The sequence below is a fragment of the Vibrio metschnikovii CIP 69.14 genome (assembly GCF_000176155.1).
In the GTDB taxonomy this organism is placed as follows: Bacteria; Pseudomonadota; Gammaproteobacteria; order Enterobacterales; family Vibrionaceae; genus Vibrio; species Vibrio metschnikovii.
On record NZ_ACZO01000007.1, the window covers coordinates 242549 to 267234 of the forward strand.

General features: G+C 43.3%; 19 protein-coding genes and 1 pseudogene. 8 read left to right on the forward strand and 12 right to left on the reverse strand.

Annotation, left to right across the window (positions count from 1 at the left end):
• Nucleotides 1–67: 67 nt before the first annotated feature.
• A complete protein-coding gene (locus tag VIB_RS12860) occupies nt 68–688 on the reverse strand; it encodes a beta-phosphoglucomutase family hydrolase (RefSeq protein ID WP_004396646.1) in 621 nt (206 codons plus the stop codon).
• Between the two features lie 188 nt (nt 689–876).
• Between VIB_RS12860 and VIB_RS12865 the strand changes: the two genes are divergently transcribed.
• Together VIB_RS12865 and dcuC are read left to right on the forward strand one after the other, a co-directional pair.
• Nucleotides 877–2001, forward strand: coding sequence for an acyl-CoA desaturase (locus tag VIB_RS12865; RefSeq protein WP_004396647.1), 1125 nt, complete (start codon nt 877–879; stop codon nt 1999–2001).
• A gap of 339 nt (nt 2002–2340) precedes the next feature.
• Nucleotides 2341–3708, forward strand: a complete 1368-nt coding sequence (dcuC, locus tag VIB_RS12870; protein ID WP_040905096.1) for an anaerobic C4-dicarboxylate transporter DcuC — start codon at nt 2341–2343, stop codon at nt 3706–3708.
• 79 nt (nt 3709–3787) lie between these two features.
• Here dcuC and VIB_RS12875 read toward each other — a convergent pair whose 3' ends face one another.
• The 3 genes from VIB_RS12875 to VIB_RS12885 are packed head-to-tail and all read right to left on the reverse strand — an operon-like array spanning nt 3788 to nt 6592.
• Entirely contained in the window at nt 3788–4570 is a 783-nt protein-coding gene (locus VIB_RS12875; protein WP_004396649.1) for an ABC transporter permease family protein, read from the reverse strand.
• A complete protein-coding gene (locus VIB_RS12880) occupies nt 4570–5469 on the reverse strand; it encodes a metal ABC transporter solute-binding protein, Zn/Mn family (protein ID WP_004396650.1) in 900 nt (299 codons plus the stop codon). Before VIB_RS12880 ends, VIB_RS12875 begins: the two co-directional genes overlap by 1 nt.
• Nucleotides 5453–6592: a hypothetical protein gene (locus tag VIB_RS12885; RefSeq protein WP_050782763.1), complete on the reverse strand. Its 1140-nt coding sequence runs from the start codon at nt 6590–6592 to the stop codon at nt 5453–5455. The genes VIB_RS12880 and VIB_RS12885 overlap by 17 nt, the downstream gene beginning before the upstream one ends.
• Before the next feature lie 135 nt (nt 6593–6727).
• Between VIB_RS12885 and VIB_RS12890 the strand changes: the two genes are divergently transcribed.
• Nucleotides 6728–8011, forward strand: coding sequence for a hypothetical protein (locus tag VIB_RS12890; RefSeq protein WP_004396652.1), 1284 nt, complete (start codon nt 6728–6730; stop codon nt 8009–8011).
• A 367-nt stretch (nt 8012–8378) separates the two neighbouring features.
• The gene (locus VIB_RS12895) at nt 8379–10010 is read left to right on the forward strand and encodes a methyl-accepting chemotaxis protein (protein ID WP_040905099.1); all 1632 of its coding nucleotides are present in this window, start codon (nt 8379–8381) and stop codon (nt 10008–10010) included.
• A gap of 71 nt (nt 10011–10081) precedes the next feature.
• On the opposite strand, the gene VIB_RS12900 is transcribed toward VIB_RS12895, so the two are convergent.
• From VIB_RS12900 to VIB_RS12910, 3 genes are all read right to left on the reverse strand, one after another.
• The gene (locus VIB_RS12900; RefSeq protein ID WP_004396654.1) at nt 10082–11269 is read right to left on the reverse strand and encodes a trans-sulfuration enzyme family protein; all 1188 of its coding nucleotides are present in this window, start codon (nt 11267–11269) and stop codon (nt 10082–10084) included.
• A 14-nt stretch (nt 11270–11283) separates the two neighbouring features.
• On the reverse strand, nt 11284–12279 hold the full coding sequence (locus VIB_RS12905) for an isopenicillin N synthase family dioxygenase (protein WP_004396655.1): 996 nt from the start codon (nt 12277–12279) through the stop codon (nt 11284–11286).
• Nucleotides 12280–12538: 259 nt separating this feature from the next.
• The gene (locus VIB_RS12910) at nt 12539–13126 is read right to left on the reverse strand and encodes an RBBP9/YdeN family alpha/beta hydrolase (RefSeq protein WP_050782748.1); all 588 of its coding nucleotides are present in this window, start codon (nt 13124–13126) and stop codon (nt 12539–12541) included.
• A 236-nt stretch (nt 13127–13362) separates the two neighbouring features.
• Between VIB_RS12910 and VIB_RS18230 the strand changes: the two genes are divergently transcribed.
• Together VIB_RS18230 and VIB_RS12915 are read left to right on the forward strand one after the other, a co-directional pair.
• On the forward strand, nt 13363–13644 hold the full coding sequence (locus VIB_RS18230; protein ID WP_256593213.1) for a sigma 54-interacting transcriptional regulator: 282 nt from the start codon (nt 13363–13365) through the stop codon (nt 13642–13644).
• Complete coding sequence (locus VIB_RS12915; RefSeq protein WP_050782750.1) at nt 13613–14359, forward strand: sigma 54-interacting transcriptional regulator; 747 nt, start codon at nt 13613–13615, stop codon at nt 14357–14359. Before VIB_RS18230 ends, VIB_RS12915 begins: the two co-directional genes overlap by 32 nt.
• A 162-nt stretch (nt 14360–14521) precedes the next feature.
• On the opposite strand, the gene secF is transcribed toward VIB_RS12915, so the two are convergent.
• The 4 genes from secF to VIB_RS12935 all read right to left on the reverse strand — a co-directional run bounded on the left by secF (nt 14522) and on the right by VIB_RS12935 (nt 18597).
• Entirely contained in the window at nt 14522–15424 is a 903-nt protein-coding gene (gene secF / locus VIB_RS12920) for a protein translocase subunit SecF (RefSeq protein ID WP_004396657.1), read from the reverse strand.
• A 2-nt stretch (nt 15425–15426) separates the two neighbouring features.
• Complete coding sequence (secD, locus tag VIB_RS12925; RefSeq protein WP_004396658.1) at nt 15427–17259, reverse strand: protein translocase subunit SecD; 1833 nt, start codon at nt 17257–17259, stop codon at nt 15427–15429.
• A gap of 66 nt (nt 17260–17325) precedes the next feature.
• Complete coding sequence (locus tag VIB_RS17085) at nt 17326–17802, reverse strand: hypothetical protein (RefSeq protein ID WP_050782751.1); 477 nt, start codon at nt 17800–17802, stop codon at nt 17326–17328.
• Nucleotides 17803–17928: 126 nt separating this feature from the next.
• Nucleotides 17929–18597 (reverse strand): hypothetical protein, encoded by a 669-nt coding sequence (locus VIB_RS12935; RefSeq protein WP_004396659.1) that lies wholly within the window; start codon nt 18595–18597, stop codon nt 17929–17931.
• A 196-nt stretch (nt 18598–18793) separates the two neighbouring features.
• On the opposite strand from VIB_RS12935, the gene VIB_RS12940 reads away from it, so the two are divergent.
• Together VIB_RS12940 and glgC are read left to right on the forward strand one after the other, a co-directional pair.
• Nucleotides 18794–20194: a sensor domain-containing diguanylate cyclase gene (locus tag VIB_RS12940; protein WP_004396660.1), complete on the forward strand. Its 1401-nt coding sequence runs from the start codon at nt 18794–18796 to the stop codon at nt 20192–20194.
• A 392-nt stretch (nt 20195–20586) separates the two neighbouring features.
• Nucleotides 20587–21801, forward strand: coding sequence for a glucose-1-phosphate adenylyltransferase (glgC, locus tag VIB_RS12945; RefSeq protein WP_004396661.1), 1215 nt, complete (start codon nt 20587–20589; stop codon nt 21799–21801).
• Nucleotides 21802–21883: 82 nt separating this feature from the next.
• Here the strand turns inward: glgC and VIB_RS12950 are convergent.
• Nucleotides 21884–24664, reverse strand: a pseudogene (locus VIB_RS12950) (chitinase C-terminal domain-containing protein); the annotation flags it as partial.
• Between the last annotated feature and the right edge of the window lie 22 nt (nt 24665–24686).

A 24686-nucleotide genomic window follows, 5' to 3' on the forward strand; every position in this document is an offset into this window, starting at 1 on the left:
TGAATAAAACTCATCATAATGACTCTTATCTAGCCGTATCTAACAGACTGATTACCCCTTTCCCATCTTAAGCGGTTACCGTTAATACTCGATTAACTGGATGGAAAACTAATCCCGCAGCGGTCACTAATACACAATCCATCCCGCCTGCATGCGCCGCTTGCATACCAAGTTCAGTATCTTCAAATACCACGCACTGTTTAGGTGTTAACTCAAGCAGTTGGCAAGCACGTAAAAATGTTTCAGGATGAGGTTTATGATGCTCCACATCCGTTGCCGTGACTAAAGCATCAAGTTTATCGAGCACCTTAACCTGAGCTAATAAGTTTTCCGCTGATCCTCTCTGACTGCCTGTGCCTATCGCGATTTTCTTTTTACCTAGCTGAGCACAAAAAATGTCATAGGTCGCAGAAATCAAACCTCCCTTATCGGCCAATTGTGCAAAGGTATGCATTTTATGGTCAGCGACCTGCTGAGCATTCAGATCTAAGTCGAACCGTCGATTGATCTCACTGACAATCTTAAAACTCGGCATACCTCCCATACTGTGAAGCCACTGGCCATCAAACGGAAAATTAAAGTGGTCTGCGGTCGCTTGCCAAGCTTGAAGATGCGCTGGCATCGTATCGATCAAAGTACCATCCATATCAAAAATCAGCCCATCATATTGGCTTAAGTTGAGTGTCATTTATTCCTCCAAGAGATCAGCAATGGTCATTTACGCTACTTGAAATACGGTAAGACAGCAAGTGAATGGTTAATCAGCGATTGAGTCCGTCGGTGATGTTCGGATCACACTTTGTAGCAAAACCTTTTTGACTTACAAGTGTACGCTGATATTCTGGTGCACAGTTGTAAGCTAAAGGGCGCTTTTATATGGTTAATAAACCACCATTGATCTGGCTTAATGTCATGATTTTTTCACTCAGCTTTGGTCTGGCGACATTCGTTGCCCCTTGGTATGGCTGGCAGTTTGGCTATAGCTGGGAACATCTTTTCTGGCTAGTGGTGTGCTTTTCATTTTGTAATTTATCCATTACCGTAGGCTACCATCGTCTATGGTCACATAAAGCTTTCGAAGCCCATTGGTTAGTGCGCTTACTGTGTGCGTTAGGTGGTGCATTTGCCTTACAAAATAGTGCTCTACACTGGGCATCGGATCACCGAGTGCACCACAAGTTTGTCGATCAAAATGATAAAGATCCCTATTCCGCCAAGCGTGGATTTTGGTATTCACACATCGGCTGGATGCTGCGCCACTATAATCAGGCTACGTATGCTGACTACACCAATTGTCGCGATCTCCAGAAAGATAAAATCGTTATGTGGCAACACAAATACTACCTACCACTGGCAGTCACGATGAATATAGGTGTACCGTTACTGCTTGGTTGGTGGTATCAAGATATTATCGGTATGTTACTGGTTATCGGCGCGGTCAGATTAGTGCTCAATCATCACACCACTTTTTTTATCAATTCACTGGCCCACATTTGGGGTAAGCAGCCTTATACCGATAAAAATACCGCACGTGATAACGGAATTTTGGCTTTCTTTACCTTTGGTGAGGGCTACCATAATTATCACCATATTTTTGAAAACGATTACCGTAATGGAATTCAGTGGTGGCACTATGACCCAACCAAATGGGTAATCAAAGTATGTTCATGGTTAGGATTAGCGAAAAAATTACGCGTCGCGCCTGCCCTAAAAATTGAAACTGCACGGGCAGAAATGCGTTTAAAGTATGCGAAAAAAATCCTCAGTCAACAGTTGCAACATCAGCGGATCTTTACTCATATTCAACAAGAATTTGATGGTTTTGTTGAAACACTTCACGATTATTACGATCTGAAAAAACAGTTGTTAGAAAGCAAAGCCAATTCAGCGATACAGAGTTATGAACGCTCGATCCTCACCATACGCTATCGACAAGTAAAAATGCGTCTACAAGAGAAAAAGCAACGTTGGCAGCTATTAACCAAGCCGTATGCTTATTAAGCTATTCATTACCTCTTCAAACGGGTGATACAAACTGCCGTATGAACATGATGATTGAATGTTCATACGGCGAAAATTCTCCGTATTGCCATATCACTTACCACCAAAATACGCATTAGAACAATCAGCAATAATTATCGATTTAACACACCAATAACCAATAAAAATCAACACAGTAACGTGCTTATACGGATTTTTATTCTGCCAATATTTTCATTTGTTTTAGATCATACTAGTAGCAAGTTAAGCTCGTGCTATTGCCAAGTTTTCAGTAAATTCTCCAGTTACAAAAAGCCATAATTTGTTACATGGGTGAAGCCCATTTTACTGGAGAAGACTATGCTTGAGCTGCTTATTGGCGCAATTGTCACCATTGCGGTCGGTTATTTTATTGTTAAGGGTTATAAACCAGCGGGGGTATTGCTAACCGCCGGAATAGCCTTGTTATTAATGACTGGGATATTAGGCTACGCGATTTTACCCGCTTCAATCACACCAACCGGTAACTTGATTACCGATTCAATGGAATATGTGAAGTTTACCCTGCAAAACCGTGGTGGCGGTTTAGGTATGCAAATCATGTTATTGTGCGGTTTTGCCGCTTATATGACCCATATCGGGGCAAATAACGTGGTGGTTAAACAGTTTTCTAAGCCACTTTCGATTATCCGCTCACCTTATGTCTTACTGGTTGCGGCTTACATTGTCGCTTGCTTAATGTCCCTTGCGGTAAGCTCTGCAACAGGGCTGGGTGTGCTACTGATGGCAACCCTCTTCCCCATGATGACGGCGATGGGTATTTCTCGTCCTGCAGCAGTGGCAGTGTGCGCCTCGCCAGCCGCCATTATTTTATCGCCGACTTCTGGTGATGTGGTGATCGCGGCAGAAAAGTCTGGGCTAGCTTTGCATGTCTTTGCCGTGGAAACCGTTCTTCCTGTTTCTATCAGCGCGATCATCGTGATGGCAATCGCTACCTTCTTCTGGAATAAATACCTTGATAAGCGAGACAATACTCCAATGGAGCGCGTAGACGTTTCTGCCATTGAAGTGAAAGCGCCAGCCTATTACGCGATTCTGCCTTTCTTACCGATTATTGGCGTTTTCCTATTTAATGGTGAAACTATCCCCGGCTTATCGTTGGACATTTACACCATTGTTGTCGTATCGATTTTTGCTGGTGCGGTGATTGATTTCATCACCAAACGCTTTGATGGTAAGAAAACTCTCGAAGATCTGGAATCTTGCTATGAAGGTATGGCAGAGGCATTTAAAGGCGTGGTCATGCTATTGGTTGCAGCAGGGGTTTTTGCTCAAGGACTGATGTCGATTGGTGCGATTGACAACCTACTTGGATTAGCCGAAACCGCGGGCGCTGGTGGTTTAGCACTGATGCTAATTTTAACCATTTTAACCATGGCTGCAGCTATCGCCACAGGCTCGGGTAACGCTCCGTTTTATGCGTTTGTAGAACTTGCCCCAGCGTTAGCTGCGAAAATGGGCGTTAATCCAGCGTTTTTAATTATTCCGATGTTACAAGCTTCAAATTTAGGCCGAACCGTTTCTCCGGTATCAGGCGTAGTAGTTGCCACCGCGGGTATGGCGCAAATCAGTCCTTTTGAGGTGGTTAAACGTACTTCTGTTCCGGTGTTGGCAGGTCTTATTACTGTTATTATCGGCACTATGGTATTGGTACCAATGATGGCTTAGTGTCACTGCTGCATTTCATTGATAGATTTAAAAAATAAGGCGCATTACTGCGCCTTATTTTTTAATTATGGTTTTTGAGTTATGGGTTAAAAGCTGAATCTTGTTGACGCAAGGCTCTTACTTGAGCGCCAAACACCATCACTACCGCGCACCACATCATCGCAAATACCACCGCAGGACCAATCGGCCAATCCCAATAAAGAGAAGCCGCAAAGCCAGCTATCATCGCTATATAGCCTATCGCTAAACCGACAGCGGTTTTACGTTGCCAAGTTACATAGCATACCGCTAAAGCAGGTATGATAAGTGACGCAAACTCTAAATATACGCCTAAGTTAATCACGAGCGGCGGGATGGCAAAAGCGAATAGAAAATAAAACGCTTTACCTTGTAGCCAAGCAGAACGATAACGCACAACAATTAACATCGCGAGAGCAATAACCAATACGGGAATAATGTCTTGCCATTGAGCCCACAATAAGCGACCGTTTAGTAGACTCTCTATGCTTTCTTTACCATGCGGCTGCTGAGCAACCAATAACATTGCTGCACAAGCGGCTAACACATAAAACAGGCCAATGAAGGCTTCCAAGTGAGTTTTGATTCGCCCCTCAAAAAAGCACAACAACCCCGCCATACTAAAAGTAACGACACTCGCTGCTAGCATTTTCCACCATAAGGAGCTACTGTATTGTGGCCACCATAACTCCATCGCTAACATACCGACCGCCGCCATTTGCGCCATCGCTAGGTCAATAAATATCACCCCTCGCTCTAGCACCTGCCTACCCAGAATCCAGTTGATCCATAAAGAAATAAAGCCAATCAACAATGGGGCTAACATCCATCCGTAAGCACTCATTATTGCTCCTTAACTAGTCTCAATAAGCGCTCAATAGAATCATCAACCAGCGCGATCAATGAGGCAGTATTCGGCTGTCCACCAACACTTTGCGCCAGTTCCACTACCGGCACATTGGTACGCGATGCTAACCAATAAGCCGCATCTTTGGGCTGGTGAGAGGCATAGACAATACCGGATAAACTCGACCAATCTTGCTGTGCCAAGCGATTTAAATGACCAGCCGTTGGTGGGATACCGGGTTTAGGTTCTAAATCCGCGACTTGCTCCATACCTAACCAATCAAATAAGTAGGCAAAGGTAGTGTGATAGCCTGCCACTTCTCGCCCATTGAGTGGAGCTGCTCGCTCTTGCCACTCTTGCATTTTTTTATGCCATTGCCAGCGAAAGCGCGCGCCATTAGCTTTAAACTTCGGAGCATCATCGGGGGCTAGCAATGCCAGACGATCACTCAATGCTCGTGACACAGCAATCATATCACCAATCGCAAACTGAACGTGGGGATTACCATGTGCATGAACATCGCCCATGGAGCGATCAACGTGATCATGTTCATCCAGTAAACGCACATAATCACTGACCCAAAACAAACCAGGCTGACCATTTTGTACTTGACGATTACGGCTCTGCCTCTGCAGCTCAGGCAGCCAACCAATTTCCAGTTCAGCTCCCGAGCAAACCACCAAATCGGCATTGCGCATGCGCGCAATGAGCGAAGGGCGAGCTTGTACATAATGAGGATCTTGCAATGCCGTGGTTGCTGAAAAAACTTGTGCCTGCGGCGCATGGGCATAGACTAAGTCAGCCCAATCGGGCTGACAAACAAACACATTTAAGCTCGCCATCGCTGGCATACTGACACAAGCTAATAGACTCAATAATTTAAAACGCATGAGCATGGTGCGCTCCAAAAGACATGACATATTGTAAGCTAAAGAGGGTTTGATCGCCCTGAGTGTGATTTTCACGGGTAATTTGTCCACGTACCCGACCAAAATGAGAAGCGTGCCAATCTAATGCTAGATCCCACTCTTTCAAATCATCACGACTGAATTCACCATGGAAATGATCATCATGAGCATGGACATCTCCACTCACGGTGCGCATTTCTCCATAACGTGTACTTACTGTCCAAGTCGGATTAAATTGATAAGCCACTTCTGCGTACCAACCATTAGCACTTTGTTTCGCGCCTGGAGCTGTCGCCATTTGTGTATCAAAGCGATTGTCCAAATACCAAAACTCGGTTGTCGCTCTCACATTACGTTGACGATAATTACCTTCCGGTGCCCATTTCCACGTGAAATCCGTACCGTATAAATTACGACCCGTTAATGAGGGGCCATGAGAATGACCGGCATGATCGTGATCATGGTCATGATCATGGCTGTGATCGTGTGCGCCTGAAAACTGACGGCCATTACCGTTATACAGTGAACTGATTCCCCAACGCCAGCTGTGTTCAAGTCCAATATCAGCCCCCACTTGGAGATTAGCCGTGTAGACACCCACCGTCGCGGGCTTATCATAACCAGCATCTAATGGCTTACCACCTAACGCTTCGACGCTGGCTTGCAGATAAAAATCGGTTGGTAATAACCAAGTCATTTGCACACCATCATCAAAATAATGGCCGCCAAGTAAGGCGCGATACACTGCCGGACGCTCAACAAAGGCGTCTTCATGCATGTGCTTACTGTTTAAGTAGCCGACATTGGATAACAGACGTCCTGCTTTAAGCTTTAAGCCAAACGGTAAACTCATGGTTTCTATCCAGGCCTCTTCCAGCTCTAACTCGGTTTTAGAACCATGGCTATCTAATACCGCCACCAACTGACCTTTAAAGTTATGATCGATGTTACTGCTTAACATCAGCTCAGAATGACCAAGGCCAAATCCCTTGTCACGACTTCCCCAATGGCGATTTTCGCTCTGATAAGCACCATCCAAAACAACACCAATATCAACCTGTGGGGATGCTAAGCTGTGTCCGCTCAAGCCCATTACACCAAACCCAAGCATCGCTATGACTGATTTATTCACCGAGTTTCTCCTATAAATATACACAATGATTATTGATTACCTATTGATGGCAACGAATGTTATGTTATAACATATCAACAATCAACTACTACTATGGTACTTAAGGAAAAATCCATGTTATCTCTATCTCATCGTCAAGCCCCTCGGCTGGCGGCACTGTCACTCAGCGTATTATTGCTATTAGGTTGTCAAGAAGGTGAAAATAACGCGACCAGTAACGAAGACTCCGATCATCATCACTCAATGATTACTTCTCGGCTGCTGATTTCAGAACACAATAGCCAAACACTACACCTGTTTGATAGCCAAGCTTGGCGTCAGCGCACTCAATTTACTTTGCAACAAACACCCTCAGGGCTGAAAACCAGTCCAAAGGGGCGATACGCCCTAGCTCTGCAACGAAATTTTGATCACGTCGAAGTGATTGATAGTGGTATTGTCGCCGAACAACATGGCGATCATTATCATTTGCACAATCATAGTCCGAGATTGTTGTCTGAACGCTATCAGGGAGTAAAGCCAACCCACTATGACGTTACACAAGATCAAGTCGCGCTGTTCTTTGATGGTGATAACACGACTAGCGCAAACGCGCAATTTCGCGTATTAGATGAGCAATCGATAGGTCAAGTTTCTAGTGTCGCTATCCATTCCTTTGACCATGCCCAGCATGGTACTGCTCAGTTACTGAGAGATTTCGCTTTTACTGGCATTAAAGATCAAAGCACCACTAGCTTGCCGGATAAAGTGATTGCACTGAAAAGACACGGTGACCATTTTCATCGCGTCCAGAGCTTCACGGCTCAAGACTGCCCTGCTTTACATGGCAGTGCGCAAACGGCAAACTTGGTCGCTTTTGCGTGTTTAGAGCACGTGCTTGTCGTCAATGTACAGGGGGAAACGATAACTTCACAATCCATCAATAATCCAACGTTTAACAACGGTACTCGCTTTGGAACGTTATTTGGCTATCCTGCTAATGACACGCTACTTGCGGTGGCGAATAACCAGCAATTCTTTAGTTTGAAAAATGGTCATTTTCAGGAAATCGACTGGAAAACCGAGCAAACTCAACGCACCCTCGCCTATTTAACCACCGAGGAGTACTTATTCATCGTTACGCCACAAGCACGGTTGATCGCTTATCATGCGGCGGATAATTTTGCTCAGCAATTCAGTTTATCGCTCTGGGACAATGTACCAACATTAGCAGAAGGCCAACGGATCCAAATGGCCTTCGATCCGAGAAATCAACAGTTATTCATCACCAATCCGGCTGACCAAACGGTGCTGCAACTCAGTGTGACTGAGCCACGGATTGTACAGCGTCACCAATTAGGCTTTATCCCTCAGTTTATTACTTGGTTAGGCACTACTGAACACGAGCATCATCACTAAACCTGTCTTTGCAGCCCATCGTTTCGCTGGGCTGCAATATAGTCATTTAGCCCACCAATCGTTCAACATTTAATCACATTCAGCGTTTTAATGTGATTAGTATCATATTTTTTTGGCTAAACCCTACGCTTCGTGCTAGAATCCGCGCCAATTAGATAGTCAGATAATTCTTACACACTGGCTATTACTAGGGATAACTTACCCACAGTACTTGAAGTGGCTCGCTATATAGCAAGTAAATGTATGCTTGATACACAAAGAGAAGCTTTGTGGTGAAAACCATGCAATACCGCTATCTTCCAGCAGCAAGGGTATATCATCATACGGATGTGACCGATTAGTTTTTACCGCGAGGTCACCCACTACCATGTCGTTTTTAAAAAATTTAGCTATCCGCAAAAAAATTGCGCTGGCGTTTAGTATTATTGCTGCCGTCAATATTATCTTTGGCGCATACCTTTACCGCTCTCTTAACTCTATTCAACACGATGTACTTAACCTGACCGACGATACCTTACCATCCATGATGATGGTCAATACCATTAAGTACAATATGTCATCGGTACGTCGAGCACAAATTGGTTTACTTTCTTCAACGGATAGCCACGAGATCGCTGAGGATATGCGCTGGATGGACGACCACTATCGGACTATTCAAGCAGATTTAACCCGCTATGAAAATAGTATTTGGAGCGATCATGAGCGCTCAATTTTTATGCCAGTCAAAAACTTATGGCAAGGGTATCTGCGTGTTCTTGGCTCATTCAATAATGATGTCATGAATCACAACATGACAAAGGCTCAACAAGATTTACAAAATGCTTTACCAACGTTTGAGCGTCTAGAACTGGCGGTGGATGAGTTACTAAAACTGAACCTTTCCTATGTCGATAATAACCGCACTGAATTAACAGATTTAATTGATACTATTAGTCAATTCTCTATTTCCAGTATTGTTGCCCTGCTTGGCTTTATGGTCTTCATGACTTGGCTACTGGCGAATTTAATCTGCCGTCCTTTACAACAAGTGGTTACTCAAGCCAACGCGATTGCTGATGGTAACTTAGGCCATCAAATGGATCGCCAACAAATTGGCCAAGATGAGCTCGGTGAACTCGCTGACGCTTGCACCACCATGCAAAATAACTTGCGCGTGATGGTCGAAGAAATTGTCGCCGGTGCAACACAATTAACTCAAGCGGTTGATGAAGTCAGCGCCGTCTCAGAACAAACTTCACAAGGTATGCGCGAGCAGCAAGAAGAAGTGATGCAAATTGCGACCGCAATGACAGAGATGAAATCCACAGTAGCAGAAGTCGCACGTAATACCGAAGTGGCTTCAGATTCTGCGCGTGATAGCAATCAACAAGCCATCACTGGCGCACAACAAATGAATGCAGTCGCTAACTCTATTATCCAAGTGACACAAGAGATTTCTCAAGCCGAGCAACGCGTACTAGAACTGGAAGATCAAGCGCAACAAATTAATATGGTGGTGGATGTGATCAGCAATATTGCTGACCAAACCAATTTGCTTGCTCTCAATGCCGCAATTGAAGCCGCGCGAGCTGGCGAACAAGGTCGTGGCTTTGCCGTAGTTGCCGATGAAGTGCGAGCCCTTGCAGGGAAAACTCAGCAATCAACAGGTGACATTGTGGCTATTATCCAGAACTTACAAAGTTGCGCAGCAAAAGCGCGTCAAGCAACAGCACAAAGCAGCGAGTTAATGGGCCAATGTGTCAATCAAAGTCATCAGACTCAAGAAGCCATCGAACAAATCAGCACCCAAAGTGCGCAAATTGCTGATATGACGATTCAAATTGCCAGCGCTTGTGGTGAGCAAGATTCCGTCAGTGAAGAGTTGAGCCGCAACATTGAACGGATTAATGAGTCAGCGAAACAAGTCGCGCAAGGTTCATCAAGTGCCGCTCAAGCCTGCGTTGAACTCAGTCAACTCGCCGCTCAATTACAAAGCACGGTCAATCGCTTTCGGGTATAAAGCGATGGTTTGATAACCTGTTTTTAATATTGAATACAGAAAATGGCGAGCTTTTATGCTCGCCATTTTTATTATAAAACAGACACAAATGCCCCCTTAACTTTATCATGAGCCAACGCTATCGCTTGGCTTAGATCAGCAATGAGATCATCAGGATGCTCAACACCGATACTTAAACGAATCAGTTTATCGGTTATCCCATACTTCTCCCTCTGCTCTTTATCTAAGCCAGAATGAGTTGTCGTCGCAGGATGACAAGCTAAACTTTCCAAATCACCCAAACTTACCGATTGTTTGAATAGCACCAGACTATCTAGGCATTTTCTTACCGCATTAAGATCGGATCTTAATTCAAAACTGACCATCGCTCCCCATACTGGCGGATTTTTATCATCACGACTTTCGGTTTCTAATCCAGGGAAATAGACTCTTGCTATCAGAGGATGCTTTGCTAAAAACTCAGCGACTTTAAATGCTCCATTTTGGTGCTGTTCCATTCTCAAAGATAGAGTCCTTAAACCTCGATGTAATAAGTAGGCTTCTTGAGGACCAAGGTATGATCCAAGCTGCTTATTGGATATTCCACGGATGAGATTTAAATAATGGTCGCTCCCTGAAATCACGCCAGCAATAATATCTCCATGACCACTTAAATACTTGGTGGCACTGTGTACAACAATATCAATACCCAATTCTATCGGCTTGAGTACAGCAGGAGATAAAAAAGTATTATCACAGACTGTAATCGCACCTATATTTCTAGCTGTACTAACAACTGAATGAATATCATTAACTCTGACGGTTGGGTTAGAGATAGATTCAAAAAATATAACTCGAGTATTGGGATTTGCTCGCAGAGTTAAATCCGATACATCAGCGTAATGAACAACTTTTATGCCCATTCGAACCAGTAAGTTATCGCATAAACTTTGTGTTCCTCCATAAATAGGATCGACAATCGCTAATTCATCGCCGGTATCTAATAAAGAGAGTAATACACTACTGATTGCTGACATACCACTCGAAACAGCTAAAGATTGTTCAGCCCCCTCCATATTCGCTAATTGAGTTTCTAACATACTAATGGTTGGATTACGCATTCGGCTATAAACATAACCATTTTCTTCGCCTGAAAAAATCTTTTTACCATTTTCAAAATTATGGTATTCAAATGCACTACTTTGATAAATGGGTATAGTTAATGAGCCAAATTGATCTTCTATTACACTACTGTGTAGTAATTGTGTTTTATTATTCATATTTATCTACTTTTTTAGTTTTTAACGATTGTTTTATAATATTTATTAGCCACTTCAGGATGAGATCTTAAACGCCCTTTTAATACATTATCTCCCACTTGATAGAATAGTGGGTTATTAGGATCTGAAGTTGGACCTAAAGCTTGATTTTTTAACCTTTCTGGTAAAAATAATTTAGGCACTCGACTCTCTAATCTAGGCCCCATGAAATACGCAATAGAGAACCGCTCCTGTCCATGATTAGGACTAACTACACGATGTTCAGTCGCCTTTAAGTAACCATCTGAAGCAAGCTCAAGTAATTCACCAATATTCACAATTAAGGTGTCTTTTTTCGGCGGAACCGCGAGCCATTTATCATTAATTAATACTTCGAGACCACTAACCTTATCTTGGAGAAGTAAAGTTAAATAACCTGGGTCTTTGTGTGCTCCTACGCCTTGACGTGAAGAGCTCTGTGCCGAATCAACATAAGGATAACGGATCAACTTTAGATGTTGATATGGATTACCCATTATCGAGTGACTAAATACATCGGGATCTTGTTCTAACGCCAAAGCAAAGGCTGATAACAACTCTTGAGCAATAAAAGACAGATCATTCATAAAGTCTAAAATAAGCTCACGCATATGAGGAATACTTTCTGGCCATTGATTAGGACCATAAATATTCATCCATAACGGTGAGTCTTCTAATTGCCTTACTGGTTCTTCATTCATGACATCAAACTGTTCACGTATATCTATGCTCCCTTTGGTTTTTTCCTCTCCAATACCAGAAAAACCTCTGAAATGTGGGGAGTTAATCATGGAAACTTTATTTTTCTCTTCTGAAGATAAAGTGAAAAAATCAGTAGCTATATGATGAATATGATTGATTTTTTCATTATTAACACCAAAATCTGATAGATAAAAAAAACCAACTTCTCTTGCAACTCGGCTAAGTGAATAAATAAATTGGTCTCTATTGGAGTAAAGTTCGGATAAAGATAGCGTTGGTAATTCATGCATTATTATTTCCTCCGTAGTTTATATTTTATTTTAATAAAACCATTATCACGAAAACGTTATGACTAGTGAGTAAAAACGTAGGTGTTTAATAAATCATAAAATTAAGATTTAATAGGCCCTCACCATAAAAACAGTGATATTTAAATTTAGGTAAAGTTAAATATTCTATTAATAGATAATCTAGTAGTTTTTAATCATGGATATTGATATCTATTACTCCTCCCTAAATTTAAATCTAATTACTAATTTTAAATAAATATTATTTAAATGAATTAACATCTCGTTGGACTTGTAATTGAATATCATCAATAAGTGCTTTTACTTCCGGCCATGGTCCATGTCCTGAGTCAATATTAATATGACCAACATAACCCGCATCGTAAGTCAGTAAGCCCAAATCAGAAGCTAAACAGCAAGCATGGTCGTAGTTCATCCAAGGATCATTCCTACTCACTACCATGGTCCCCAAAACACCAAGGGCGCGAATTGTTAACGCTTCAACAATCGAACGTTCGTTCGGAAAATCAGCCCTATGACCATAAGAAGTGAATCGATACGGGGAAGCCGGTGCAACAAATAAGACACCACTCACTTTCGATTGTAACTGTTTTCGAGCGATAGCATCTAAAGCGGCTAAGCAACCGAAGCTATGAGCAACGATGATAATGGGTAGCGTTTGCTGGTCTAGATACTGCTGGATTTGTGCTGACCATTGACTAAGAATCGGTTTATGGTGATCAATCGCCTTTATCCTCTCCGTGTTAGGGTATTGAGTCTGAAGCCATGTTTGCCAATGCCCATTAGGGCTGCCTTTATAACCTGGAATCACCAAAATTTTATCTATCATACTCAATCCCTAATCAATATAGATGAATGTAACCTATTGATTGCACAAGTCATGCCAAATCAGTGAATTTTATAAATTAGTTAAACATCAATGTAATCAACTGAAAATTAATGGTTTTTACATCTCTATTTCGCTAAAAAATTCCATATAACTTTTTATTACTATATGGAATAAAAACTCATTTCTAAATAACAATAAACCATTTACATTTAACAGGTATTCCTCGAAAAATGAGTATGACGAAAATGATTATTGGCGAAAATAACGGTCTAAAACAAACAATGCAGCAAGTACAATTGGTTTCACTGACTGATTCTACAGCTCTTATCCTTGGGGAGACCGGATCTGGAAAAGAAGTGATTGCCCGTTATATCCATAATCACTCTCAGCGATTTCAAAACGATTTTATTCGAGTAAACTGTGGTGCGATCCCTTCGGAACTGATTGATTCAGAATTATTTGGGCATGAGAAAGGCAGCTTTACTGGTGCAATCTCTCAAAAAAAAAGGATGGTTTGAACGCGCTGATGGCGGTACGTTATTTTTAGATGAAATAGGTGAATTAAGTTTAGCGGCTCAAGTGCGTTTGTTACGAGTATTACAAGAAGGCTCATTTACTCGGGTTGGAGGGGAGAGAGAAATCAGCGTTAACGTTCGTATTATTGCTGCTACACATCGAAATTTAGAACTCTCTGTCCAGCAAGGATTATTTAGAGAGGACTTGTGGTTTCGTATTAATATTTTTCCAATTCATCTGCCAGCATTGCGCCAACGTTTTGGTGATATGCAACAACTTACTGAACATTTTGCTCACAAAGCGTCCAATCGTCTAGGTTTACCTCTTTGTTTACCAAGTGATGAACAGATAGATTACTTAAAACGCTACCATTGGCCAGGTAATGTCAGGGAATTACAAGCCATCATCGAAAGAGCGGCGATTTTAGGACAGGGAAAATATCTTGCCATTGAACAATCGTTGATCTTACAACCTGACTCTTTGCAAGAGCCGACCACATCTCGACTAAGCAGTGAAAGTCATTCGGAAGTCTCATCATTCCTTAGTTTAGAGAAGGTGATATATGACCATATTTGTAATGCTTTACGTCATTGCCACGGAAGAATAGAAGGTCCTTTTGGAGCAGCGAAACTACTCGCTATTAATCCAAATACGCTACGTTCAAAAATGCGTAAATTAAATATATCTCGTCATGCTTGCCATCATTACCGTTCCTAAAATCTATACCCAAACCACTTGACCGACAAGTGAGCGCCGATGAGCATAGACAGACTATGTGATTGAGGTGAACGAACGTAGCCAACACTCCTGCTGCTTCACGTAGCAAGGGGATAAACGGTATAAAAAACCCCCTTGAGATTATCAAGGGGGTTCCGATGTTTAAGGCGCCATATCAACTTCAACTGGCAGATAATGCTTGGACTCTAAATGTAACCATTCAGGGAGCACGGTACCGATGGAAATGGATGACCACGTGCCAGAAATAATCCCGATAAACATGGCAATAGCAAAGCCTTGTAATGGTTCGCCGCCCATTAACCAAAGAGCAGACACTGTCATTAATGAGGTCCCTGAAGTCACCATCGTGCGAGAGAAGGTTGCGATCACCGCTTGATCATTGATCTCTGCCAGCGGTGCTTTGGGTTTGGCAACCAGTAGTTCACGAATCCGATCGGAAATAATGATCGAGTCATTCAGTGAATACCCTAAGATTGCTAAGGTGGCGGCAAAAACGGTTAAGTTGAACTCCATTTGCGTCACCGCAAAAAAACCGAGCACTAAGATCACATCATGCAATAGCGCCAGTAAGGCACCACTCGCCAACCGCCACTCAAAACGAAATGAAAGGTAGCCTAATATACATAAGATACAGATCAATAATGCTAAGCCACCTTGATCGATCAATTCCTCACCAACTTGTGAGCCGACCATGCTATTACTCACCACTTCAATCTGAGATGAAATGGTGTTCAGTAACGTCTCTATTTCTGGAGCACTTTGCTGCTCTTCTACTAACGGGTAACGAATGACCCAGCGCCCTTCTTCACCAGACTGAATCACACTGGTAGAATCGCCCAGCTCCGGCTTGAGAACGTTCAACACTTGATCGTGGGTTAATGATTTATCCACTCTGACTTCAGTTACCATTCCGCCAGTGAAATCCAGTCCCATATTAAGACCACGAATCGCAAAAGCCGCTAATGCTAACAGGGTTAAAGCAATCGAAACGATATTGGTAATGTGTCGAATCTGTCGAATATGTTGTTTTAGATAAGTCACCATCGTTATATCCTCACATCTCGGCGACTATCACGTCCCCAGATCAAATTAATTAATGCCCGCGATGCAAATACACCGGTAAACATACTGGTGATCAAACCTAATCCCAGCGTTAATGCAAAGCCTTGAATCGGTCCATTGCCAATCGAATACAACACAATCGCAGTAATCATCGTGGTAACGTTGGCATCCAAGATGGTGCTAAACGCACTGCTAAAGCCTTTATCAATCGCTTGGGCAAAACTACGCCCTTCATTTAACTTATCGCGAATTCGTTCGAAGATAAGTACGTTGGTATCCACCGCCATACCGACCGTCAACACCAAGCCAGCGATCCCCGGTAAGGTTAATACTGCCCCCGGTAACAGAGCAATTAAACCAAATAAACAGACCATATTGATCAGTAGAGCCGCGTTCGCCACCCAGCCTAAACGGCGATACCATAACGCCATAAAGGTTAACGTTAATGCCATGCCCAATGCCAAGGCAGCAAAACCGTTTTCAATATTTTCTGCCCCGAGTGATGCACCGATGGTTCTTTCTTCGACAATCGTCACTGGAGCCGTGAGTGAGCCGGCTCTCAATAATAGCGCTAATTGTTGAGCATCTTGATTTGAGCCTGCACCGGTAATTCTAAACTGGCTCCCCAATTGCGATTGAATAGTCGCCACACTGATCACGCGTTCGCTGCGCTCCGTCTCTCCATTAGCATTGGTTTTGTACTCTCGATACACGGTAGCCATGGGTTTGCCAATGTGCTTGGCCGAAAAGTCACTCATTACTTTGCCACCTGCGTGGTCAAGCGAGATATTGACTTCAGAAAGGCCCATTTTGTCCATACCCGCGCGAGCATTAACGATATGATCACCTGTTAAAACTGGACGTTTATGCAAGATCACTAACTGACCATTATTGTCTTTCAGTTGTAAATCATCACGGCCAGCTATACCGCTAGTATTGACTTCATAAAACGCTAAGCTTGCCGTTGCACCAATGACGTTTTTCGCTTGCGCAGGATCTTGTACCCCAGGTAACTCAATACGAATACTATGTTCACCCTGACGCTGAACTAAAGCTTCGGTAATGCCAAGTTCTTCAATACGATCTCGCATGATTTTCAAGTTTTGCTGGATGGTCGCTGATTGAAAATCCAACTTATTTTGCTTACTGGGTTGCACTGTCAGTTGATCAGAAGACGACTTCACCTCCCAACCTTGATAATTTTCTTTGACAAACTGACTAATTTTATTGAGTGAGGCTCGTGAGTTGACGGAGACTAAAAAGCCATCATTACCTTCATGCTCAATTCTCACACCGCGAATGTGTTGATTAACGAGCATCTCTTTTATTTCATCAGTAATGCCATCTCGTTGCTCTTGAAACGCCTTATCGACATCGACATTAAGCAAAAACTGTACGCCACCGCGTAAATCCAAACCGAACTTAATTGGAGTAAATCCCATTTGTGTGAACCAAGGTGGAGCGACTGAAACGTAAGAAAAAGTTAAACTTTCTCCTTCTTGCACGAGATTATCTAAAAGTTTACGCGCTTGAGTTTGCTCTGTTTCGGTTTTAAAAACCAACGTGGTGTGGTTATTTTCCTGACGGATTTCTTGTGCATTAATTCCCTGCTTTTGCAGCAGTTGATTAACGGTTACTACATTATTTAAAGGGCTGTCTTTTTGATTAGACTCAATTTGAATTGATGGTTGTTCACCATACCAAGTAGGAATAGCACTTAAACCAAGTAAGACAACGGTTATAACCAATACCACGTATTTCCATGTCGCATAGCGATTCATAATACGCGCTGGCGTTTTAGCGGTTTTTCTCTGCATAACTCTCTCCTCGGGCATAGCCGAGTTAAAAAACTAAAATTGTGACATTGTCACGTAAATGTGAGATTAAGCAGAAAGGAAATGGCTATTTAATGCCACGTACATCGCGTTGGTCTCTTTCCAGCCAGAAAGACGATGTGAGGCATGAAAATGCTGATAGGGAATGGAAATCCAAGTTTGGGCAGCATAGCTCTCTGCATCGATAAAACGAGGCAGAGCGTGATTTCCTTCAAGATGAGGAAAATCAAAGCCATTATCGAGAGGTAAGTTGATCTCGGTGAGCTGCAAGCGAGGCGGATTAAGAATGGCTTGGGTAATACTTTTCGCCAACGTGTCGCTGGTTGGCACCGAATCGACATCGATCGGACTCTCTTGCGAATCAAACTCAAATGGATTTTGTACGCTGTGTGAAGCTGTATCTAAAACAGAATGGTTGAGAGTAATACTTGAGGTAGGGTAATTTTCCGCGCACGCCAATGCTTGCGAAGGCAATAACAACGCAAGAAAAGCTAGCCAGAAAAAATACGTTATACGTTCAAGCATGATCAGTTCATTCTTAATAGGACAGCTCAGTGTAGAACTGAGTGAAGTGTGACTCAAGTAAAATTTTCGTCAAATATAACTAATGCCTCTATCGCTAATCCTAAACCGTAGATCGCGTCCTCATGATTATTGATAAAAAATCGTTCCAGTTTGTGCATTAAGATAAATTTTATTCGCTTGGTTTAAACCACCACAATAGACAAAATAAACGTCCTCAGACCGATAACGAACGGATCGCACCCATCCCCCAAGCTCTTTAAAATCACCGGGCACACAGGTTTTGTCACTCAAGAGTCGATCGGTGGTTTGAATAAACATGGTTTGAAAAATATCTAAATCATCCGAGTTCATAATATAACTCAGCACAGTTTCTCGGCGCTCTTCAGGTGTGATCACGGGTGGATCAACCACCAATCCATCCAACGGAATCCACTCTGCTACCTCAGGGCCCCCTTCTTCATAGACGTAAAAAGGCGTTAACCTCCCCCAACCCTGTTGTTTTTCATACAAAAACACCGGTTCGCCACGATAAAGTAACCGATGGACAAATCCATCTCTATCAGGTTGCTCGCGCACACCAAGCGTAGGTTCATTGACGTAATAGTCCATGATCTCTGGCATAACAAAAGCAGGATCACTTGGCTCATACTCTTCAGATATTGGTATTTCAGGCGTCAAACGTTGATTTAAAGCCTCTAATCGTTCTTGCTCTGGCTTGTAATAAAATAGGTAATAGCCAGCACCCGCACACGCTAAACCAAAAATGAGAAGCAGCAGCATAAGTACTTTCTTCATAATCGTTAACTCCTCATTCTCTCTTTTACTAAAGGTTTTCTTGTTAGCCAATACTCAGTTTACATTGTAAATTTTCATTTTTCCTGATTACCATATATGCACCAATGTTGAGCGAGCGCACGAACTCAACATATTGGAAGTAATCTCTCGCTTTAAAGGTCTATAATCATGGCTTAATAATCATTATAAGTTAATCATGTCATCGTCACAGGCTAAATATCTCACTCAATTTTTGATTGTATTGTGCATACTCGGGTGTGTACCTTTTCTCTATTTCGCTCACGAGCTTGCAAAACTCGATCATCACACTGCACAACTCCCTAACGCAGAATCAACCATCGCGGTCGATACCTCGCAATTTACGGTTTTAAATCATCATGGCGACGCCGTTCTTCATTTATCATCGGCATCCACACACGACGCCAATGATCCTATTGCCGATTTACCGCAACAATCGCCAGCCCTCTGGCAATCGATTCAACAGCAAGCTCAGGGCTTATTGCTTTATCAAGGCCGTCACTATCATTTTATGCAACTATCACTGCCAGAGACGGAGATAACAGAGACAAGCTTATTGATTTTTAATAGCCATGATCCACAAACCGTCGAGCAACAACGCACCGCGAAACGTCACGATCTACTTGTGCAAGCCATCAGTGTCTTCTTGCTGCTTAGTCTGGTGGCTGGAAGCGGTGTGGTTTGGAATATCACTCACCAGAAAAATAGCCTTGAAAGTAAATTAGCTTTAGCGGCGATGAACGGTATGTCTGCGATTGTGATTACTGACAGACAAAACCGGATCATTAGAGTCAATCAAGAGTTTACCCGTTTAAGTGGCTACCGTTTAGAAGAAGTGCAAGGCAAGCAGCCGTCGATATTTGCCTCAGGCAAACACAACCAACAATTTTATGTTGATATGTGGAAATCGCTACAAGAAGACGGCTTTTGGGAAGGTGAAGTGATCAATAAGCGCAAAGATGGTTCACAGCTAACAGAAATCCTCCGAATTCAAACCATTTTGGATGATCAAGAGGTCATTCAATACTACGTTGCTTCATTTGTCGATATCACTCAACACAAAGCGTTAGAAAATAAACTGCGTGAACAAAGTGAGAAAGATGCTTTAACGGGGATTTGGAATCGTCGTAAATTTGACCAACAAATTCGCCTTGAATGTCATCGTGTTAAACGTTATCCAGAGCACGAGCACTCTTGTCTCGCCATTTTAGATATTGATCACTTTAAACGAATTAATGATCAGTTTGGCCATAGTCATGGCGATTATGTTATTCAATCTGTCGCTGAAACGCTACGTGATGGTCTGCGTGAATCGGATTTTTTAGCACGTATTGGTGGCGAGGAATTTGCGATAATTTTACCCCATACCCCTATCGAGGAAGCGCAAGCGGTGATTGAGCGATTACGGATCAAAGTGTATCAACTTCACGCCCAAAATGTTTCGATTAGCGCTGGGATCAGTGACATCATGGGGTCGGAGCAAGAGACTTATCAACGAGCAGATAAAGCCCTGTATGAATCGAAAGCCACGGGGCGCAATCAAGTTTCCATATTACTCAGTCAAGAAATGGCAAACTAAGTATATGATCACTCAGCCTCTCACCCATTTAGTGCACATGCACGATACTGGTGCAAAAACAAGCAGCATGAACCGACTTCTTGTCGTGCTGGGGCGTTAATAATGACGTTTTTTACTCTGTGAACCGGCTCGAAAGCCATACGACGGGGACGGTAATCAACCAATTAGTGACTGTTTTTTGTCTACGAGCCATTTGCATGATCGTTGCACAACTATAGCCTAGCCTGAATAGAGCCAACGATAGAGAATGCATAGTAACGTTACTTGATGTGAACAAGAATGCCGTCACGTCAAGCGGCCAAGAGAATATGACTAGCATTTCACTATTTTGGCCCAATATTTGTACTATTCTGTATACAATCGTCGATTGCACAATAATAGGGAGACAAAAGATGCAAGATACCTTAACCGTCGTTTTAGCTGGAGGAATGGGTTCACGCTTATCTCCCCTGACCGATGACAGAGCAAAACCCGCCGTTCCGTTTGGCGGTAAATATCGCATTATTGATTTTACTCTCACCAATTGCTTACATTCGGGTCTACGGCGTATTTTGGTACTCACGCAATATAAATCCCACTCCTTACAAAAACATTTACGCGATGGTTGGTCGATTTTTAATCCAGAATTGGGGGAATTTATTACCGTCGTCCCTCCTCAGATGCGTAAAGGTGGCAAATGGTACGAAGGCACGGCCGATGCACTGTTCCATAATATGTGGTTGTTATCGCGCAGTGATGCAAGGTATGTTGTCGTGCTCTCTGGTGATCATATTTATCGTATGGACTACGCCGCGATGCTGGAAGAACATATTGAAAATCAAGCAGAATTGACGATTGCCTGCATGGAAGTGGCTCGCCAAGATGCCTCAGCATTTGGTGTTATGGCGATTGATGAAGCGCAACGAATTTGTTCTTTTGTAGAAAAACCAAACGACCCACCTGCTCTGCCCAATAATCCCGATCGCAGTTTGGCATCAATGGGCATCTATATTTTTACTATGGAAACACTAAGACAAGCACTGTTTGAAGACGCAGATCTTGAGCACTCAAGCCACGATTTTGGTAAAGATATTATCCCCAAACTGATTCCATCGGGTCGCGTGTTTGCTTATCAATTTGCTAATGAAAAAGGGCGAGTTGCCAAAGACTGTTACTGGCGAGATGTCGGCACCATTGATTCGTTTTATGAAGCCAATATGGATCTGCTTGAGCCTGTCCCGCCAATGAATCTTTATCAGAAAAACTGGGCGATCCGCACTTATGAGCCTCAACTGCCTCCTGCGCGTACCGTCTCGTCAGCCACGGGTAATGAAGGTATTTTTATTAACTCGATCATTGCCAATGGTGTCATCAATTCCGGCGGTTCGGTACAACACTCTATTGTCTCATCCAGCGTCAGAATCAATGATGGGGCAACGATTGTCGATAGTATTCTCTTTGATGATGTGGAAGTCGGCGAAGGCTGCCAGTTAGTCGGATGTATTATCGATAAACACGTCAAAATTCCGCCTTATACCAAAATTGGTGTCGATCGCGCTGCTGATTTACAACGCTTTACGCTATCGGAAAAAGGCATCGTTGTCGTGCCGGAAAGTTACCAGTTTTAAAGCCTCGACTGTGAATCGTTAAGCATAGAAAAGACCGCCATGTATCGGCGGTCTTGTTACCGTTAAGGAGTCATGCTAATCCTTATGGGCAAGCCACTTCATCCCAAAACCAATTAGTTTGAGTCGGTGATTCCCAAGGTCCTGGGTTATTTTTAGCAATAAAACACTTTCCGTTATACGTCACTGTCGTGCCATTAGCGACTTGGCTAACACCGGGTTGCCATTGCACAACGTCTCCAGGGGTGCCACCACCATTGCCCGGATCTTCACCATTACCACCGCCATTACCATCAGAAAGATCGGCCAACGGTAAGTCTGGTTGCTCAGCTTTAAAAGCGTACTCTCTGCCATTAATGTTAACGCTGTAGTTCGCTGGCCCAGAAATCGGTAAGTAATACACCATATCCAGTTCATAGCTCTCTCCCGCCGGTAATGCTTTCCATGCTGGTAATGAGAAGGCGACACGATGCATCGTCCCATCGAACCCTCCAATATTATTACTTCGCGTATGGCCTGAAGCAATAACGGCTAAGCCAGCACCAGATTGATCTTTCGCGTTATCCGGTGTAGAAACAGGGATATCAAACTGGAACTGCGTTCCTCCAGGAAGGTCAACCCCAGTATGGTTAGTAAAGGTCAAACGAGGGTTAATCGGATAGTTTTGATCGCCGACTTTAAAACCATCGATGGTGACTCGAATATCCACCACTTGGTCAGGGATTGCGCCAGTTGCCAATCGATTACCATAAGGGGAAGCGGATTTGAACTTTTCATACATGGCTTTGGTCATGGTATTACCCATGTGGTACTCACCATTACCGCTAGCACAAGCTTGCTCTGTCCAATCAATTTGTCCACGCTGACCATTGGCATCGAGTACGTAGCAGTTATAGTCTCCGGCTAATTCCCAGAACATAATACCGCCGATTTCTTTATCAATAACGTAGTCCGCTTTAATATCAATCGATTGTTTATCTTCGGTAGAAAGGAAGACTCGTTTTTCCGAGTTCCATAACCAAGGGGCAATCGCAACACTATCAAAATGACGCTGGTATTGGCCTACCCACGGTGTACTTTCAGGATGCAATCCATAAGCGGCCAAATAGGATCCCCAAATGCCTTTTTCGAGGTTTTTGGCATGCCACATTGGGTTAGAACCTGCGCCCATTTCATTACCATTGGCATCCAAATCATGCCACATGTTATCCAAGCCGAGAGCGCCGTAGCCACAGTTATTCTTTTCTCCTTCTCCAGTACCCGCTGGACACTCATTTTGATTCGGTAAAGGTGCTCGTCCCCAAAGGCCATTTTCACCTCCCGTCACCCCTTGCCATCCTCGCGTATAGTAAGGCACACCAATATTAATCCGTCCCGCTGGCATTGAACCACGGAAATAATGGAAAGCCCAATCGGTGTTCAGATAGCCGATGCCACCATATTGTGCTGTCGTATAAACGCCCCATTGAGCAAGTTCAGAGTCTTTACCCGTGTCGTAAAGAGCCGCATTATGTCCAACATGATCATTCCAAGCACCATGTAAGTCATAAGTCATGATGTTGACATAATCGAGATACTTCGCCACTTCCATGGTTTCCATACCACGTAGTAAGTAGGCCGATGAAGGGGCGGCGATAGTCAACATATAGTGAATACCATCTTGCTCACTAGCGATGTCTAATCGCTCACGCAGCACCCGCATTAATTCATGGTAAGAGCGCATGAGATAAGGACGACGTGATTCAGCGAAGGCTTTATCATCGGGATTGCCGGCACCGGACATCGAGGTTGGGTATTCATAATCAATGTCTAAACCATCAAAACGGTATTGACGCATCATCTCTATTGCGGAATCAACAAAAGTAGAAATCGCCTGATGATTAATAGAACCATCAGCATTGGTCGTCATAGTGTAGAAACCACCATCGGCGATTCGCTCACCATTATCGGCAAAATGACCACCCGTTTCCGCCCATCCGCCAATCGAGATCAAGGTTTTGACATCATAACGTTCTTTATAGGTTGCTAACGCGCCAAAGTGACCTTTAAAGCCCAGTGTCGGATCAATATCAACCCCATCCCATTCTTTTCCAACCGCAGGGTTGTTGGGGTCATCAACATTACCGATGTTGACCTTGCCATCAGAGCCAATACCGACAAACGCGTAATTAATGTGGGTCAGGTTTTGCCAAGGAATATCTTTCACTAAATAGGAGGTTTGAGGATCATCCCCCGCTCGCCAACTGGTGAAATAACCAATCACACGTCTTGGTTGACCACCTGCCATGATTTCACGTCCTTGCTCGTCGTAGACAGTACAATAAGGAACATTAACGCCTTCAGTTTGATACAAACCGTCAGGACGACACGTATTGGCAATAGGCGAATGGGCGACGGTTAATGTTAATATCGAAGAGCTGGATAGCGCACCTTTATCATCCGTCACTTTAGCTTGGATGGCTAAATTTCCAGAACGGATGACTTCGTAATCAAAAATATATGGCGCTTGTGATACCGTTGCAACGCGTTGGCCGGAGATAAAAAATTCTACCTTAGCCACTTGACCATCGCTATCGTCGGCGTCCGCAGAAACTCTTACTGTATCACCCAACTCAGCCGTGTTAGTTGACAGCGTTATTTCAACCGTTGGCGGCTGATTATCATCGCTACCCGTATCACCATCTTCACCAGCGTTGCCATTATCACAGCTACCAAGTAATTGCCACGGCGCATAATCACCGGAGAATTGGGCTGGGTTATTATTTTGTGTCCAATATTTCGCTTGATAGGCCACATGATCATGTTGAACTTGAGCACCACTAGTGTATACCGCACCAGACTGCCAATCTTCCAATCCATCACAGTTCACGGCGGCATAGCTGTTTAAC